Origin of the sequence: Selenihalanaerobacter shriftii (genome assembly GCF_900167185.1) — a bacterium.
In the GTDB taxonomy this organism is placed as follows: Bacteria; Bacillota; Halanaerobiia; order Halobacteroidales; family Acetohalobiaceae; genus Selenihalanaerobacter; species Selenihalanaerobacter shriftii.
On record NZ_FUWM01000008.1, the window covers coordinates 97,999 to 115,090 of the forward strand.

The 17,092-nt window shown below is 33.1% G+C and carries 16 protein-coding genes; all 16 read right to left on the reverse strand.

Annotated features, from left to right (window positions below):
• Positions 1-9: 9 nt before the first annotated feature.
• Positions 10-1,323: a ribosome biogenesis GTPase Der gene (gene der / locus B5D41_RS05590; protein WP_078809630.1), complete on the reverse strand. Its 1,314-nt coding sequence runs from the start codon at positions 1,321-1,323 to the stop codon at positions 10-12.
• A 16-nt stretch (positions 1,324-1,339) separates the two neighbouring features.
• On the reverse strand, positions 1,340-2,656 hold the full coding sequence (locus tag B5D41_RS05595) for a DUF512 domain-containing protein (protein ID WP_078809631.1): 1,317 nt from the start codon (positions 2,654-2,656) through the stop codon (positions 1,340-1,342).
• A 117-nt stretch (positions 2,657-2,773) separates the two neighbouring features.
• Complete coding sequence (locus B5D41_RS05600) at positions 2,774-3,238, reverse strand: DUF3189 family protein (protein ID WP_078809632.1); 465 nt, start codon at positions 3,236-3,238, stop codon at positions 2,774-2,776.
• A 15-nt stretch (positions 3,239-3,253) separates the two neighbouring features.
• Positions 3,254-3,700, reverse strand: coding sequence for a DUF3189 family protein (locus B5D41_RS05605; protein WP_078809633.1), 447 nt, complete (start codon positions 3,698-3,700; stop codon positions 3,254-3,256).
• 15 nt (positions 3,701-3,715) lie between these two features.
• Positions 3,716-3,916 (reverse strand): capping complex subunit for YIEGIA, encoded by a 201-nt coding sequence (locus B5D41_RS05610; protein WP_078809634.1) that lies wholly within the window; start codon positions 3,914-3,916, stop codon positions 3,716-3,718.
• Positions 3,917-3,928: 12 nt separating this feature from the next.
• Positions 3,929-4,825 carry a YIEGIA family protein gene (locus B5D41_RS05615; protein ID WP_078809635.1) on the reverse strand — a complete coding sequence of 299 codons (897 nt, stop codon included), beginning with the start codon at positions 4,823-4,825 and terminating at the stop codon, positions 3,929-3,931.
• A gap of 32 nt (positions 4,826-4,857) precedes the next feature.
• A complete protein-coding gene (gene spoIIP / locus B5D41_RS05620) occupies positions 4,858-5,985 on the reverse strand; it encodes a stage II sporulation protein P (RefSeq protein WP_159442898.1) in 1,128 nt (375 codons plus the stop codon).
• A complete protein-coding gene (locus B5D41_RS05625) occupies positions 5,978-6,724 on the reverse strand; it encodes a DUF1614 domain-containing protein (RefSeq protein ID WP_078809637.1) in 747 nt (248 codons plus the stop codon). Before B5D41_RS05625 ends, spoIIP begins: the two co-directional genes overlap by 8 nt.
• Positions 6,725-6,872: 148 nt before the next feature.
• Positions 6,873-9,059, reverse strand: a complete 2,187-nt coding sequence (locus B5D41_RS05630) for a bifunctional 4-hydroxy-3-methylbut-2-enyl diphosphate reductase/30S ribosomal protein S1 (RefSeq protein ID WP_234983901.1) — start codon at positions 9,057-9,059, stop codon at positions 6,873-6,875.
• A 131-nt stretch (positions 9,060-9,190) separates the two neighbouring features.
• Positions 9,191-10,627 (reverse strand): carbon starvation CstA family protein, encoded by a 1,437-nt coding sequence (locus B5D41_RS05635; RefSeq protein ID WP_078809638.1) that lies wholly within the window; start codon positions 10,625-10,627, stop codon positions 9,191-9,193.
• A 162-nt stretch (positions 10,628-10,789) separates the two neighbouring features.
• Complete coding sequence (locus B5D41_RS05640; protein ID WP_078809639.1) at positions 10,790-11,563, reverse strand: LytR/AlgR family response regulator transcription factor; 774 nt, start codon at positions 11,561-11,563, stop codon at positions 10,790-10,792.
• Between the two features lie 12 nt (positions 11,564-11,575).
• Positions 11,576-13,279, reverse strand: a complete 1,704-nt coding sequence (locus tag B5D41_RS05645) for a LytS/YhcK type 5TM receptor domain-containing protein (protein ID WP_234983902.1) — start codon at positions 13,277-13,279, stop codon at positions 11,576-11,578.
• Positions 13,272-13,865, reverse strand: a complete 594-nt coding sequence (locus tag B5D41_RS05650; protein ID WP_078809640.1) for a lysophospholipid acyltransferase family protein — start codon at positions 13,863-13,865, stop codon at positions 13,272-13,274. The genes B5D41_RS05645 and B5D41_RS05650 overlap by 8 nt, the downstream gene beginning before the upstream one ends.
• The gene (gene cmk, locus B5D41_RS05655) at positions 13,865-14,539 is read right to left on the reverse strand and encodes a (d)CMP kinase (RefSeq protein ID WP_078809641.1); all 675 of its coding nucleotides are present in this window, start codon (positions 14,537-14,539) and stop codon (positions 13,865-13,867) included. Before cmk ends, B5D41_RS05650 begins: the two co-directional genes overlap by 1 nt.
• Positions 14,540-14,657: 118 nt before the next feature.
• A complete protein-coding gene (aroA, locus tag B5D41_RS05660) occupies positions 14,658-15,941 on the reverse strand; it encodes a 3-phosphoshikimate 1-carboxyvinyltransferase (RefSeq protein WP_078809642.1) in 1,284 nt (427 codons plus the stop codon).
• Between the two features lie 18 nt (positions 15,942-15,959).
• The gene (locus tag B5D41_RS05665; RefSeq protein WP_078809643.1) at positions 15,960-17,084 is read right to left on the reverse strand and encodes a prephenate dehydrogenase; all 1,125 of its coding nucleotides are present in this window, start codon (positions 17,082-17,084) and stop codon (positions 15,960-15,962) included.
• Positions 17,085-17,092: the final 8 nt, after the last annotated feature.

Here is a 17,092-nt window from a genome sequence, read left to right on the forward strand (position 1 = left end):
CCTTGCATACTATCTTTCTCTAACTATAATTTTAATAGGTGTTCCTGAAAAACCAAAGGCATCCCTAATTTTATTCTTTAAATAACGTTTATAAGAAAAATGCATTAAATCAGGATCATTAACAAAAAGCACAAATAATGGAGGTTTAACCCGAGGTTGTGTTGCATAATATATCTTTAACCTCTTACCTTTATCACTAGGGGGTTCAAACATAGAAGTTGCTTCTTTAAGTACATTATTTAAAGTATTAGTCTTAACTCTTCTTGAATGCTGTTCAGCCACATACTCCACTATCTCTAAAATTTCTAAGACTCTTTGTCCAGTTAAGGCAGAAACAAATGTAATCGGCGCATAATTTAAGAATCCAACATCATATCTAATATCCTCAGCATAACGCTTATTAGTATCATTCCCTTTTTCAATTAAATCCCACTTGTTCACTACTATCACCATTGCTTTGCCATCTTCATGAGCATATCCAGCAACCCGTTTATCTTGTTCAGTCATTCCTTCAGTAGCATCTAACACCATTAAAACTACATCAGAACGATCTATAGCTCCTAAAGATCTAATTACACTATATTTTTCTATGCCAGGCTTTACTTTACCTCTTCTTCTCATCCCTGCTGTATCAATAATTGCAAATTCTCTATCTCCTAATTTAAAATAAGTATCTATCGCATCTCGGGTAGTACCTGGAATATCGCTAACTATTACCCTATTTTTACCTAAAACCTGATTAACTAATGAAGATTTACCTACATTAGGTCTGCCAATAACAGAAATACGAATAATATCATCTTCATACTCTATCTCTTCCTCTTGAGGAAAATGAATAATCACTTCATCTAATAAATCTCCAATGTTTAATCCATGCTCAGCAGAAATCAAGACCGGATCGTCTAAACCTAATTCATAAAAATCATATTTAATCTCTTCTTCTAATTTCTTATAGTCTACTTTATTAACTGTTAAAATTATAGGTTTTCCACTTTTCCTAAGCATATTAGCTACTTCGCGATCCATCGGCTGAAGTCCTGTTCTACCATCAAGCATAAATAAAATTACATCAGCTTCATCTATAGCTATTTCTGCCTGTCGTCTAATATCCTCTTTTAATTCCTTCTCACTATTTAAATCAATACCTCCAGTATCTACTAATAAAAAATGATTATTTAACCACTCACCTTCAGCATAAATTCTATCTCGTGTAATACTTGGTTCATCTTCTACAATTGAAATTCTATCACCAACAATTCTATTAAAAAGTGTTGATTTCCCTACATTAGGTCTGCCAACTATTGCTACTATTGGTTTACTCACTATAAGCACCTCCGAATTAAATATTAATTAATGTCTTAACTAAATCTTTCGCATTATTATTCACTATAATAAATTCTATCTCTGGAAACTCAGCCTCTAAAACATCTAATTGTAGATCATCAATAAATAACCTATCTTCATTTAATAAAAGTTCCGGTAAAATTATGCTTCCGTTTAAATCTCTCTTTTTAATAGTTTCTATTATATCTTGTCCAGTTAATAATCCAGTAACCGTCACATTCTCCCCAAAGAAACTATTTTGCACTACTAACAAGTCTAAATCTAAATTATTAATCTCATTTAATCTAGCCACCATTGGTTCTAAAGTTGCTACACCTAATTCACCAGTAATTAATGTAAACTGTTGTTTTTTATCTATAGTAGTAGGTAATTTCTCTTCCACCTCATTAAACTGCTCCCAAAATAATCTAACCATTCCTACTCCATTCTCCAATTGAGGATATCCATTATAATTTTTAGTAGGTGGAATTGATTCATTAGCTAATAAATAAAATTCATCAGATAAGTACAAGAAATTTTCTCCACATTTCTCACCTATTCTCTTCTGCCACTGCTCTACTTGCTCTACCACTTCTTTAGCCTCCTCAGTAGTGAAAGAACGTAAAGAGTATAAATCATCACGAAACTTTGTCAATCCTACTGGTACTACGGCTAAACTCCTAATAGCAGATGACAATTCTAATAAATCTTTAATAGTCCTTTCTAGTTCATCGCCATCATTAATTTCTGGACAAAGCACAATTTGAGTATGAAACTCAATCCCCACTTCTGCTAACTCTTTTAAGTAAGATAAGACATCACCCGCCTTAGAATTTCGTAACATCTTCACTCTTAATTCAGGGTTAGTAGTATGTACTGATATATATATAGGACTCAAATGTAATCTTTTAATTCGATTAATCTCTTCTCGACTTAAATTAGTTAAAGTTATATAACTACCTTGTAAAAATGAAAATCTATAATCATCATCCTTTAAATTCAAAGTCTCTCGTAACCCTGGAGGAGATTGATTAACAAAACAAAAAAGACAATTATTATTGCACTTCTTTAAGTCATCATAAATAATGCCTGAAAATTCTAAACCCAATCCCTCATCATAATCCTTCTCAATCTCTAATAACCACTCTTCTCCATTAGACTTTCGAATCAAAACCTCTAAGTATAAATCTGTAATTAAAAATTTATAATCTATATAATCTCTAATCTGGCTACCATTAATAGTTAGCAATTGATCACCAGGCTCTATATTAAGCTCATCTGCTATACTATCTAATTGAACCGTTTCTATTTCTATACAGCTACTTTCTACCATAATTAACCACCTCAATTTAATGCCTACCTTATATTATCTTATATCAAACTAAATTAGTCAAGCTATATCAGAATTTTACCACCAAAAAAGCCCATCAACAAGTGATGAGCAATTATTTTAACTAATATGGTCCAACCTTTTTTTTACACTTTTAACTAAATTAATAAATCTTTTATATGACTTTTGTAATCCATAAATAGTTAATGGCCTCCCTAGATTTACAAATCCTAAACCTCTAGACAAAAATCCCCCTATTCGAGTAAGATTATTGACATAAGGTAAGGTATCAACTAAAATCATTTTGGTTCTATCAATTCCAAAAATTCTTAAATTACTCAATAGTGCTCTTTTAACTATCTTAGGCGAACTCTTCATTCCCATTATATATACATCAAAACCAAACTCATCTTTACCAAAATAATAGACTGTACCTATCTCTTCTGTGTCAGTGCGGTCATAATGAGGAATATTACTAATTTCTTCGGCAGTTGCTACTCGATCATCTGGTACAATTCCAGTATGTATCCCAGCAGCTAAAACTGATGAATGGGCACTACCATAACAATTATAGATTACCTTCATCCAATCGTCTCCCTTTTAATCTCTAATATCATTTACTACTTCTACTATTTGTGTAAAAGATTTTAATATATTCTTATAAATTAATCTATTAGCTAAAGACGAATTAGTAAATAAACTTTTAATCTTAATTCCTAATCTAAATAACCAATCTTCTTTTTTAGTTAAGTCTATAAACTTACTTTCAGTATGAATATCAAATATTCTATTTATACCATGTACCGCTTTTTCAATCACATCACCTACTCCATCACTACCTAATATATATATATCATTTCCTAATTGGTCTGTACCGATAAAGATAATTTGACCTAACTCCACTTTCTGTCTTCCATCAAAATAAGGAAGTTCTTTTAAATCATTCCAATCAGGTGCTACTTTAGCAGTAGCTAACATATTCAAATGTATTGCAGCAGCAACTACTGCTAAATATTGACCTGTACTATCATAGTAAATTATCTTCATCTTATACTCCTCTAATTAATGTTTAATTAGAATATAGACACCATTACCTAAATTATGGGCCATTGATAAAGTTAAACGTGAAATTAACATTGCCACATATTCTAATTCTTCTTCATCATCTACATAGAATACTGGAGAACCGCCTCCATCTACTTTATTTTCATTATTCTTTAAAGTTACTATTGCTAATATATTATTTGTTAAACTAACCTCCATTGGAGTCCCTCCTTAATCAGCAGCTGCTCTGCCAGCTTTTGATGCTAAAGGTCTACGTTTAGAACCTTCTAATACTGGGGTATTCTCGACTGCTTTCTTAACCCATTTTTCATCTGGCTCAATCGGAATTATAATTATAACAACTCTACCTGTGTCCAAATTTAACCTAGCTAAAGGAGTATAATCTTGCACTCCCACATCTAATCTAACCCCTAATTGAGCAGCAACGTCATGTAAGATTGCCTGACGTTGTCCAGTATTAGCTAAAGTTGCTCGAGCATTGTCATCCTTAGGGTCAATCACAATCCCTAATCCATTCTCTTTCCAATAATCTAATGATTCTTGCACTCCTACATTCATAATTACTACATCACCTATAGCAATATTCTCTTCATTTTCACCTTTAAATTCTAACTCAACTACTTTAACATCACCTATATCTTTAATATTCTTTTCTGTCATCGCCTTTTGTAAAACTAAAGCAGCTATTATTCCAAAAATCAATCCTCCGTACCATTCTAATAATTGAAAACCAATGGTGACAGCAATTGACACTAATAAAGCTAAATAATTTCTTGCTTCGAACACTTTAGCTATTCCTTCAATATATGCAGTACCACGAGGCACTAATTCAGTCTTCTCTATCTTATTTAAAAATTCTCGTTCCATATCTCGAATACTACTAAATTGTTGAACAGCTAAAGTCAAAAATGTAACAGCTATATAGTTTTCTTCTAAGAGTGCTGGTAAAAAGAGTGCACCTAAAACCGCAGCAATAAATCCTAAAGTTAGATGAACAGCATAACCATGAGGATAACCAGGATATTGTCTATAATCTATTTTTAACATCCAAAAACGGGATAAGGTTCCTAAAATAATACTTACTATAATCATTACTCCATATTTCATGGTATTTATCCTCCTATACTCCTACCTATACTCTATTTATTTTCTTCATCATCTTCTTTTTTAAATCCAAAATAATTAACAAATTCATCACCAAAAAAATGCTTAATTCGATTAACTACTCCATCCCAACCGTCCTCATTAATGAATAAAAAACCTGCAATACCTACTAAAACCACAGCTATAATAATTAGTAATGAAGTCCAGGCGCCTCGACTCTGACCAGCATCTCCTGCATCTTCTCCTTGAGTCTGTTGTGCGTCCTCTCCATATAATAATTGATTGACAGAATTAGCAAATAAAGTTGCTGCTGATTCAGAATCCTGCTGTGAAACAACATGAGTGCCAAACTCTAATAACATAGCTCTTGGCGAAAGATCTTGATTGTATTTTCCTTTTGCATAAAATATCCCTTTAATTAAACCAGGGTATTTATTATCAGTAACAGATTTTAATTGTTTTGCAAACTTATCATTTACTTTCATATTTGGATTCTGTCTACCAACTACTAACCGGACCTGAGATACTTTTTTTCCATTAATCTTAGTTAGATATTGTGACGGATCTGGAACTCCATCACGATGAATATCAAATAATGCATCTGGTCCTTTTTGAGTTAACTTTTTAGCTGTTCTTCTAGACCGTTCATAAGCACCACCATCATGGGGGTCATGCTTTGCGTTAGATGCTATGACCTTAACCCCTTTATTTTTTAATGCTGCAGCAAATTCATCAGCTACTTTATATATATCCCCGTTTCCAGCTTCAGAATGAGTTCCACTATTAGGCACATAAGACTCATCACTATGTGTATTATAAATCATAATCTCTTTTTTAGCTTCCTTCTCTGATAATAATACTTCAGGTTGTGACAATGCTGAAGATAAATTATCATCTTCCGGGGTCAAATCTACAGTTCCTTCATACTTAGCAATAGCTTGATCACCATTTGTCTTGATTATAGTATATTTTTTATTATTTTCATTAATATACCAATCACCTTTGTGTACCTTCATATCAGTCTGAAAAATAAGATTACCATCTTCATCTACTACAGTAAAATACCCATCACCTTCAACTTCTATTTCTGCAAAAGCTACTGTACTAAATAAAAGTATAAATATTAAAGATAAAACAAATCCATATCTTAAACTTTTATTCATCATCCTCACCCCGTTTCTTCTTCCTCTTCTTAATCTTACCGCTTAAGAAGTCTGCATACTCAACATTATCTAATTTCTTTTCATCTTCACCTGAATCTTCATCTCTACCTCTATCATTATGTTCTTTGTGAGCTGTGCCTCCTTGTAATCGCTCTCTAGACTCTCCAACTACTTCTGCTAATAATACTGCAATAAAACCAGAAGTAACTATAGTGTCTAAAGCACCAGCCCCTCCAATATCTGCTTGTCCTGGTACTCCACCAAAGGTTATATTCCAAACATGGATCAAATCATATAATAAAAACCCTAATGTACCTGAAATAAATGCATTTCTACGAGAACGACTCGTTATATATGCAGTTACACCGGCTACAATAGCAAAAATATAAGAAGGATCTAACAGCGTATGGCCTTCTTCAAATTGATATATCTTAGTTAAAGCATAGATAACTCCACCGGTGACCACTATAGAAAAGATAGTTCTAAGCCATTCTTGAGTAGAATCAGCCTTAGATAAAACATAGATTGCTAAAACCACCGGCAAAAGTGCACCTCCAATATTAATACTTATAGCTGGAGCAGTAGTTATAGGAATATCTATAAAACTTCCTACTACCATTAACCCAATAAATAATAATGCCTGTTTATCAGTTAAATACATCCTGTCTAAAATTCTTTGAGCAAATCCAAAATAAATTAGTACCGCCATTACAACTAAAACTATTACACCTAACGGCATTTTTTACCCACCTCCATATTTTTTCTTGTCGCTAAATATTCTTTCCCTGGAAGTGAGAAAATATTCGCAAAAAGAAAAAAGCCTCTAGCATGAAATCATGCTAGAGGCTTAATTAAATAAACAATTTTAAAATTTATTATTCTAAATCTTACTCTTCAAACAACTCTCCAAACATATCTCCAATAGTTACTCCACTACCTTCATCATCATCAATGAACTCTTCGACATCTTTTTGCTTTCTTTGAGTATTATTATTATTATCATTATCATCTTCTTCTTCTAACTCTTTCATACTTAAACCTACTCTTCTTTCTTGAGGTTCAATATTAATAATCTTAGCTTCTACTTCATCACCAGCTGTTACTACTTCTTCTACAGTAGCAACATGTCGACGAGAAAGTTGAGAAATATGGATTAAACCTTCAACACCTGGCTCAATTTCCATAAAAGCACCAAAGTCAACAGTCTTAGTAATCTTACCAGAAACTACCTCTCCTTCATTATGATTATCAATGAATTGATCCCATGGATCAGGTAAAATCTGCTTTAATCCTAAAGAAATTCTTTCTTCTTCAGGGTTAACTCCTAAAACTTTAACTTCAATCTCTTCTCCTTCTTCTAAAACGTCTGATGGATGATCAATTCGTCCCCAAGACATTTCTGAAATATGTAATAATCCTTCAACGCCTCCGATATCAACAAAAGCACCAAAATCTACTAACTTAGTAATAGTTCCAGAAATTACATCACCTTCTTCTAACGAGCTAAAGATTTCTTCTTTCTTCTCTTCTAACTCTTCTGCAAGTACTTCTTTACGAGAAAGCACTACATTGTTATTATCTCTTTCAACTTCAATTATCCTTAGAGGTAATGTTTCACCAATATACTGGCTTAAATCTTCAATATATTCAATGGCTACATGAGAAGCCGGAATAAATCCTCGTAGACCAATGTCTACTACTAAGCCACCTTTAACTTCTTTAGTGACCTCAGCTTCAATAATTTCACCACTTTCATAAGCCTGCTGTACACTTCCCCAAGCTTCTTCATAATCAATACGCTTTTTAGATAATAGAATATTACCTTCTTCATCTTCTGGGTTTAAGACCTCAACTTTAATTTCGTCTCCTTCAGCAACTACATCTGATGGAGATTCAAAATGACTTGAGCTTAATTCATTAAGAGGAATAAGTCCCTCAGATTTAGCTCCAATATTGACATAAACCCCGTCATCAGTAACTTGCTCTACAGTGCCATCAAGAGCTTCACCTTTTTCAAGTGCTTTAACTCCTTCATAATCAACTTCTTCTACTTCTTCCTCATTCACTTCTTCTACTTCTTCTTCATTCACCTCTTCTACTTCTTCATTCACATTTTCTTCTTGTTTAATATCTTCCATTCGACTAACAACCTCCTTAATAATCCAGTTTGGGGTCGATGCCCCCGCTGTAACACCTATTCTTTTAATATTATGAAACCAATCTCGACTTAAATCATCTGCAGTTTCAATATGGTACGTTGTAGTACCAACTTCCCAACAGACTTCAGCCAAACGATTGGTGTTCGCACTATTATAGCCCCCAATCACAATCATAATATCTACTTCAACAGCTAAATCAGCAGCAGAAGTTTGTCGTTCATTAGTGGTTGTACAAATAGTATTGTACACCTTTAACTCCTCGGTAATATCCATTAACCGATTGACAACAGTTTTTAAGTTATCTATTGATTGGGTAGTCTGTGCAATGATGCCTGCTTTCTTTATCTTTTTAGGTAATTTTTCAAAATCTTCCTCTTCTTCAATCACAATAGCTTGACCATTTGTTGAACCTAAAATGGCTACTACTTCTGGATGCTGTTTATCACCACTAATTATTACCTGATAACCAGCTTCTTGTAAGCGAGCAGCACTCTTTTGTGCTTTCTTTACAAATGGACAAGTAGCATCTAATACTTCTAAATCTTTATCTTTAGCTTCATTCAAAGTATTAGGTGGTACTCCATGTGATCGAATAATTATAGTCCCTTCATTAACTTCATCAACTTCATCAACTATTCGAATACCCAGACCCTCTAACTTGTTTACAGCTTGAGGATTATGGATTAATGGCCCTAAGGTATAAATCTCATTGTCATCATTCTTACCTGCGTCCATCGTCAAATCCATTGCTCGAGTAACGCCAAAACAGAACCCAGCATGATCAGCTAAAATTATCTCCAGTCCCAACCCTCCTTCCAAACCAACAAATACCAATACATTTTCTAAAGATATTATTCCCATTCTTACCTGGAATATTATAAAAATTAAAAAGAACCCTTTATATTTTTTCGTCATCAATAAAATAATTCCTTCCTATATTAGAAAAAAAGTATACCTTAATTCAAATTAAGGCATACTTTTTCGAGAAAAATACATTATTTGTTATTATATACAAATATATAGAGTAAAATACATTTTCGTTCAACTTAAATTGTAACCTCATTAGAATCATTAGCTTGATTTGATTTTTCTTCATTTTGACTTATTAAAAACCAAATTAAAGCTATAACAGCTACTAATACTCCTACAATTGTAGATAATGATCCTTGAATTCCAAATCCTTCAGGAGCAATAATAATATATGAAATGGAAACTGCTGTCATGAAAGTAGCTGGTATAGTAGCAATCCAATGAAGTCTGCCATTTTGTTTTAAATATGCAGCACCTGCCCATAAAGCAACCATAGCTAAAGTCTGATTAGACCAAGCGAAATATCTCCAAATAACACTGAAGTCCATTTGTGATAAGATAACTCCGATTGCAAATAGTGGAATAGCTAATTTAAATCTGTTACCTGTTTCAGTTTGACTTAAATCAAACATATCTGCCAATGTTAATCTAGCACTACGAAAAGCAGTATCACCTGAACTAATAGGTAATGCTACAACTCCTAACATAGCTAAAACACCACCAAATACTCCTAACATATCATTACTGATTATCTTTACAATACCTGCTGGACCTCCATTATTAGCCATGGCAGTCGCCAACCCTTCTGTTCCTCCTAAGAAAGTCATAGCCGCTGCTGCCCAGATTAGAGCAATTACACCTTCAGCAATCATAGCACCATAAAATACTTTACGACCATCTGTCTTTTCTTGATCTAAACAACTAGCCATTAATGGAGACTGAGTTGCGTGGAAACCACTGATTGCTCCACAAGCAATTGTTACAAATAACATCGGCCACATTGATAGGGAATCAGGATGCATATTAGTTAGAGTAATCTCTGGAATCTGATAATCTCCAAATACTAATCCTCCAGCAATTCCTGCTGCCATAATCAATAGTGAACCACCTAATATAGGATAAAATTTAGCAATAACTTTATCTACTGGTAAAATTGTAGCTAAGAAATAATAAAGAATAATAATTCCTAACCACATATTAAGATTTAATCCTGTCATACTAGCTAATAAACCTGCTGGCCCAGTCATAAATACTGTCCCAACCAAGATTAATAAAATAATTGAGAATACTCGCATAAATTTACGAGCACCTTCTCCTAAATATTCACCTGCAATTTCAGCAATACTTGCTCCATCATTCCGTACAGAAATCATACCTGATAAATAATCGTGAACCGCACCGGCAAAAATAGATCCAAATACGATCCAAAGAAAAGCTGCCGGGCCAAATAAAGCTCCAGCTATTGCTCCAAATATTGGACCTAATCCGGCAATATTTAAAAGCTGAATCAAGAAAACTCTCGGCCAACTAAGCGGCATATAATCTACACCATCTTCTTTAGTATGTGCTGGGGTTTCTCTAGTTTCATCACTTCCGAATACATTATCTACAAATGTACCATAAATCATATATCCTACAATTAATATAATTAATGAACCAATAAATGATACCATTTTATTTCCCCTCCTATTTCTTATTCTTAATTCTAATGTTATTATAATAAATTCAGAGGGGATCAGTAATATTTCTTCTTTAAACTACAATAATAGACACCTAAAATGCACTATATGAATCTAAACTGAAAAAAATATAATTACATTGTTCTACAAGAATACCTATAAATTCATTATTTCTTTTAACTCTTTAACTTTCATTCTACTAACTGGAATCTCTAACTTTGATATATCATTCATAATTAATCTATATTTACCTTTAAACCAAGGTATAATCTCCTCAACTTCTTCTAAATTAGCTAAATAACTACGATGGACCCGAAAAAATTTAGGATTCGGCAATCTCTCTTCTAAATCTGATAAGTTAGCATCTGTTCTATATTCATCATCATTAGTTTTAACACAGATATCTTTATTTTTAGTATAAGCAGCTATTATCTCGTCTTGATCTAATAACTTAATTCTACCTTTCTTAGAGTGGACTGGAATCTTTATTATTGAATTCTCTGAAGCTTCAACTGTGGCTATTAGTTGGCCTAACCGTTGATTAATATCCTTTTTATTATTATTCCCTTGTCTTTTGAGAACTCTCTCCATCGTTCTCTTAAATCTGTCCTTAGTAAAAGGTTTTAATAAATAATCAATAGCATTTAATTCAAAAGCTTTAATTGCATACTCATCATAAGCAGTTGTAAAAATAATTAACGGCTGCCAATCCCATTCTAGTATATCTTCAGCAACTTCAATTCCTGTTTTAACTGGCATTTGAATATCTAAAAAGACTAAATCCGGTCTTTGCTCCTTACTAATTCCTAATGCCTCTTCTCCATCTTGAGCTTCTGCAATTATATCTATTTCTTCAAAATCAGATAACAGAAACTTTAATTCATCTCTAGCCGGTGCTTCATCATCTACTATTACTGCTCTCAAACCCATTCAACCTACCTCCTACTGTTTAGGAATCACTACAATCACTTCAGTTCCAGTACCTAATTGGCTATCTAACTTTAAACCATAACCATCTCCATATATCTTTTCTAATCTAGCATTAACATTAGCTAACCCTATTCCTGTTCCATGTCCTTTTCCTTCTTCTAAAACTTCGGTTAATTCTGTAGAACCGATTCCAATCCCATTATCTTTAATCTTAATCTCTATTTCAGCACCTAAATCTTTAGCTATAATCTCAATCATACCACCACCAGATTTAGGAGAAATTCCATGCTGCACTGCATTTTCAACCAAAGGTTGTAGAATAAAACTAGGTAATTGTAAATCTAATAATTCTTGACTAACCTCTCTACTAATTTGTAATTTTTCTCCAAATCTAGCTTTTTCTATACTAATATAGCTATTGATATAATCTAATTCTTCTTCTAAAGAAATTACTCTATTTCCTTCTTTTAAAGTCTTTCTAAATAAATATGATAATTTAATTAATAATTCTCTAGCCTTCAAAGGTTTAGTTCTACAGAATGAAATAATGGTATTTAAAGCATTAAATAAGAAGTGAGGATGGATTTGAGCTTGTAAAGCCTTCAATTCAGCTTGAGTAGCTAGTTGAGCTTCTTTTTCTAAACGGGCAATTTTAATCTGTGTTGATAACAAATTAGCCACTCCAGTAGCTAACTCTATATCTACTTCATTAATACTATCCTCCACATTTTTATAAAATTTTAATGTCCCTATTATCTCATTTTGAAACTGCATAGGTACCATAACTGCTGCTGCTAATTCGCAACCTTTTACTGGACATCCGATGTTTTCCCGATTTCTAGCTACTGAAACCTTCCCAGTCTCAATAGCTTTTTTAGTAGCTTGAGTTAATATCTTTTCACCAGGTTGATGATGATCTTCTGCTAACCCCTTGTGAGCTAATACTTCTGTTCGATCAGTTAGAGAAACTGCTTTAATATCGGTCATATTCAAAATTGTTTCTGCTGTTTTAGTTGCCGATTCATAATTAAGCCCTTCTCTCAAATGAGGAAGGGTTTTATTAGCAATATCTAAAGCTTTCTGTGATTGTAATGCTCTTACTTTTTCATCTTCTTCTTTAGTAGATTTTAAAATATTAATAAAAATAGCAATACCCAAAGCATTATTTAGAAGCATAGGGAGAGTTATCACTTTAACTAATTTTTGAGCTGTAACAAAGGGATCACTCAATAATAAAACATAGCCCATCTCTATAGCCTCTACTACAATTCCCAGATAAAAGGCAAATTTAGCATCAATCTTATTAAAAGAACGATACTTTCGGACTAAACCACTAATTAAGCCAGAAGTACTTGTCCCCACAGCACAAGCAAAGGCAGTAAAACCTCCTAAGGTATACCGATGTATTCCACCGATTAACCCTGCTCCTAAACCAACTAAAGGACCACCTAATAGCCCTGCCACTACAGCACCGATAGCTCTAATATTAGCATAAGCATCAAAGATATAAACACCCATATATGTTCCTAAAGCTGATAATCCCCCAAAAGTAATAACTAAAAATAACTTAATCTGAGGGCTAGACTGTTCGTATACTATCTTCTTAAATAACTCTGTTCGACTCAATAGATAAGCGAAAACAGCCACTACCGACATATTCTGCAATAAAGTAATAAGTATCTTAAATACCATGACCACATCACCTACCTTACTCAAGTAATAATTTGATTTCCCCCATAATCTTAGCTCCTACCTCTCTCATTTCTTTTTTATCCAATTTTTGGTCATAATATTCATCTAATGTAAAAGGTTTTCCAATCTTTACTTTCATTCTACTTTTGAATGGTTGATTAGTATTAGATAAACCCACTGGTAAGATAGGTGCTTTAAATCTTAAAGCAATCATTACAATCCCTAACTTGGCTCTCCTTAATTTGCCAGTCTTACTCCGTGTCCCTTCAGGAAAAACCCCAAGAACTTCACCGTTCTTCAAAATATTTAAAGCTTCTCTAATTGCATTACGGTCTGGTTTACCACGATTAATTGGAATCATCCCCATATGATTTAGAATATCACCTAATACTGGCACTTCAAATAGCTCTTTTTTGGCTATATAATGAACTGGTCTAGTCAAAGAACTACCTAAAACCGGGGGGTCCCAATTACTAATATGATTAGCTGCTACAATTACTGGACCATCTTCAGGAATATTCTCACGACCTTCTACATCCCAACCTGTTGCAAATCTAAAAAAAGTACTAAATATAAAATGTCCAAATTTATAGGTTAGGTTCCCATTCATTAGTATGATTCCTCCTGACAAAATTTTAATATACGTTTTATAACCTCTTTAATTGTTAAAATTGTTGAATCTAACTCAATAGCATCTTCCGCCATCTTTAACGGGGCTACTTTCCGCTCTCTATCCAACTTATCTCGTCGAGAAATTTCTGATTTTAAATCTTCAAAATTAACATCTTTCCCTTTGCTTTTTAACTCATCGTATCGTCTTTGGGTTCGCTCTTCTACTGTAGCAGTTAAGAAAATCTTAATATCAGCATCTGGTAAGACTACTGTTCCTATATCCCGACCATCCATTACTACTCCTTGATTTTGAGCCATCTTTCGCTGTAATTTAACTAATTGCCTTCTAACTGCCGGTACTTTAGCTACTAACGAAACATTATTAGTAACTTCTTTACTTCTAATTTCTTTACTTACATCTTTACCATCTAATAAAATTCTGTCTTCTCCATGAACTTTTTTAAATTTAATTTCAGTATTCTTAGCCAATTTAGATAATTCCTGACTGGAATCTAAATTACTCTTTAAATCCAAAGCCTTTAAAGTTAAAGCCCGATACATAGCACCGGTGTCTATGTATATATTATTTAACTTATCAGCTAGCATTTTAGCCACAGTACTCTTTCCTGCCCCTGCTGGACCATCAATAGCAATTACTAAATTCGATTTCATTATTATCCATTCCCTTCATCACTATTCTATCTGCTTATCCAATAATTAATTCGTGAAAGAGCACTAGACTCCTGCTTATTCTTCATAAAAAGACATCTTTCAATAAACAAAGATCTTATTATATCTCATCAATTAAATCGATAAAATTAGGAAAGGATGTTTTAATACAATCTGTATTAGTAATTACTATATCTTCTTTAGCAATTAAACCAGCTACAGCTAATGACATAGCTATTCTATGATCGCCATAACTTTGACATTGTACTCCTCCTTGAATTGATTGAGGACCTTCAATTATCATGCCATCTTCTTTTTCTTCTACTTCTATACCTAATTTCTTTAATTCTGTTACCATAGCTGAAATTCGGTCTGTTTCTTTAACTCTTAATTCAGCAGCATCTTTGATTACAGTTCTTCCTTCAGCTTGAGTAGCTGCCACAGCTAAAATAGGAATTTCATCAATTAGTTTAGGAATTACTTCTCCTCCAATCGTTGTTGCTTTTAAATCACTACTCTTTACTTTAATATCTGCTATAGGTTCTTTATTCTCTAATCTTTCATCTAACAACTCATAATCTGCTTCCATTTCATCTAAAACCTCTAAAATACCAGCCCTAGTAGGATTTAAACCTACATTTTCTAAAACTAATTCAGAATCTTGATTAATTAAAGCAGCAACTAAGAAAAAGGCAGCAGACGATATATCACTAGGCACTGTAATCTTTTTCCCTTTTAAAGCTGGTCTGCCTTTAACACTAACTTGTAATCCAGAAACCTCTACTTCTGCACCAAAATATTCTAACATTCTTTCAGTATGATCTCTAGATTTTTCTGGTTCATTTACTATTGTAGCGCCGTCTGCTTGTAATCCAGCTAATAAAATACAGGACTTTACTTGAGCACTGGCAACTGGTGAGTCATACTCTAAATTAGTTAATTCTTGACCACGTACTGTTAATGGAGCTAAATTACCATTATCACGTCCATAAATTTCAGCTCCCATCTCTTTTAAAGGATCCGTAACTCTAGCCATTGGCCGTTGTGATAGAGATTCATCACCGGTAATAACCGAATAAAAATCTTGACCTGATAAAATCCCTAACATTAAACGCATAGAGGTTCCAGAATTACCTACATCTAAAATTGATTCTGGTTCCTGTAATCCATTTAAGCCTACTCCATGGATTACCATTTCTTCAGAACCTAATCCTTCAATCTTAACTCCCATATTTTGAAATGCTTTAGCTGTATTTAAGCAGTCTTCACCTGTTAAAAAGCCACTTACTTCTGTCTTTCCAGCAGCTAAAGAACCAATCATTACTGAGCGATGGGAGATTGATTTATCTCCTGGCATTTTTATATTTCCTCTTAAACTACTCTTAGGTTGAACTTTTAAATCCATAATTCTCAACTCCTTATACTACTTAGTCTGTAACTTATATCCTTTTTTAATTAGTATATTCTTAGCTTCTTCCAATTCTTCGGCAGTAGAAAATACTAAACGTAAAGCTCCACCTTCTTCTCTAACTCTTAAGATACCAATATCAACAATATTAATTCCTGCTTTTCCTAAAGAAGAAGTTACTTCTCCAATAGCATTCGGGTGATCTGAAATATTAATTACTGCTTCATGGACTGGAGAAATTAATCCTCGTTTTTTCTTTGGAATTTCTTCTCTTAAACTTTGAATCCGATTAAACTTATTATATAATCCTTGAGAATCAGCATCTGCAAGTAACGAATCAAATTCTGCTAATCTATCTTTAAAAAGACTAATCATCTCCCTAATAAAATTAGAATTACTTAAACAGACATCTGTCCACATAATAGGATCACCACTGGCAATTCTAGTTGTATCTCTAAATCCACCAGCGGTTAATGAAAAGACCCTTTCATCTTCTTGAGCTACTTTTCCTACAGCATCAACTAAGGTACAAGCCATAATATGTGGGAGATGACTTGCGGCTGCTACTATTTGGTCATGTTTTTTGGGAGACATAAAGAGTAATTTAGCACCTATTTTTTCTAATAATTCCACTAATAAATTAAATTTACCATTGCCATCCTGTAGTGGAGTTAAGACATAAATAGCATTCTCAAAAAGATAAGCATCAGCCCCTTTAGGACCACTAATTTCTGAACCAGTCATAGGATGACCTGGTATATATATTATATCTTCTCTTAATTGACCTTTAATTTTATTAATTACTTTTCTCTTAGTACTACCAACATCAGTAATAATAACCCCTGATTTTAATTGTTCCTGAATATCCTGAACTAACTTAGAAATTACTCCTACTGGTGTGGCTAAGACTACTAAATCTAATTTTTTGAGCATTTTATTCTCTTTACTATTTGAATTTTCTCCCTCTTCAATAGATAATTCATTATCAATTGCACCTATTTCTAAAGCAGTTTCTATATGTTGATTATCTTTATCATAACCTAATACTTCAGTAACTTCTGTAAAACGTTTTAAAGCTAGACCTAATGAGCTACCTAATAAGCCTACTCCAATTATCCCTACTCTTTTTATCCTCTCCATATCTTCAA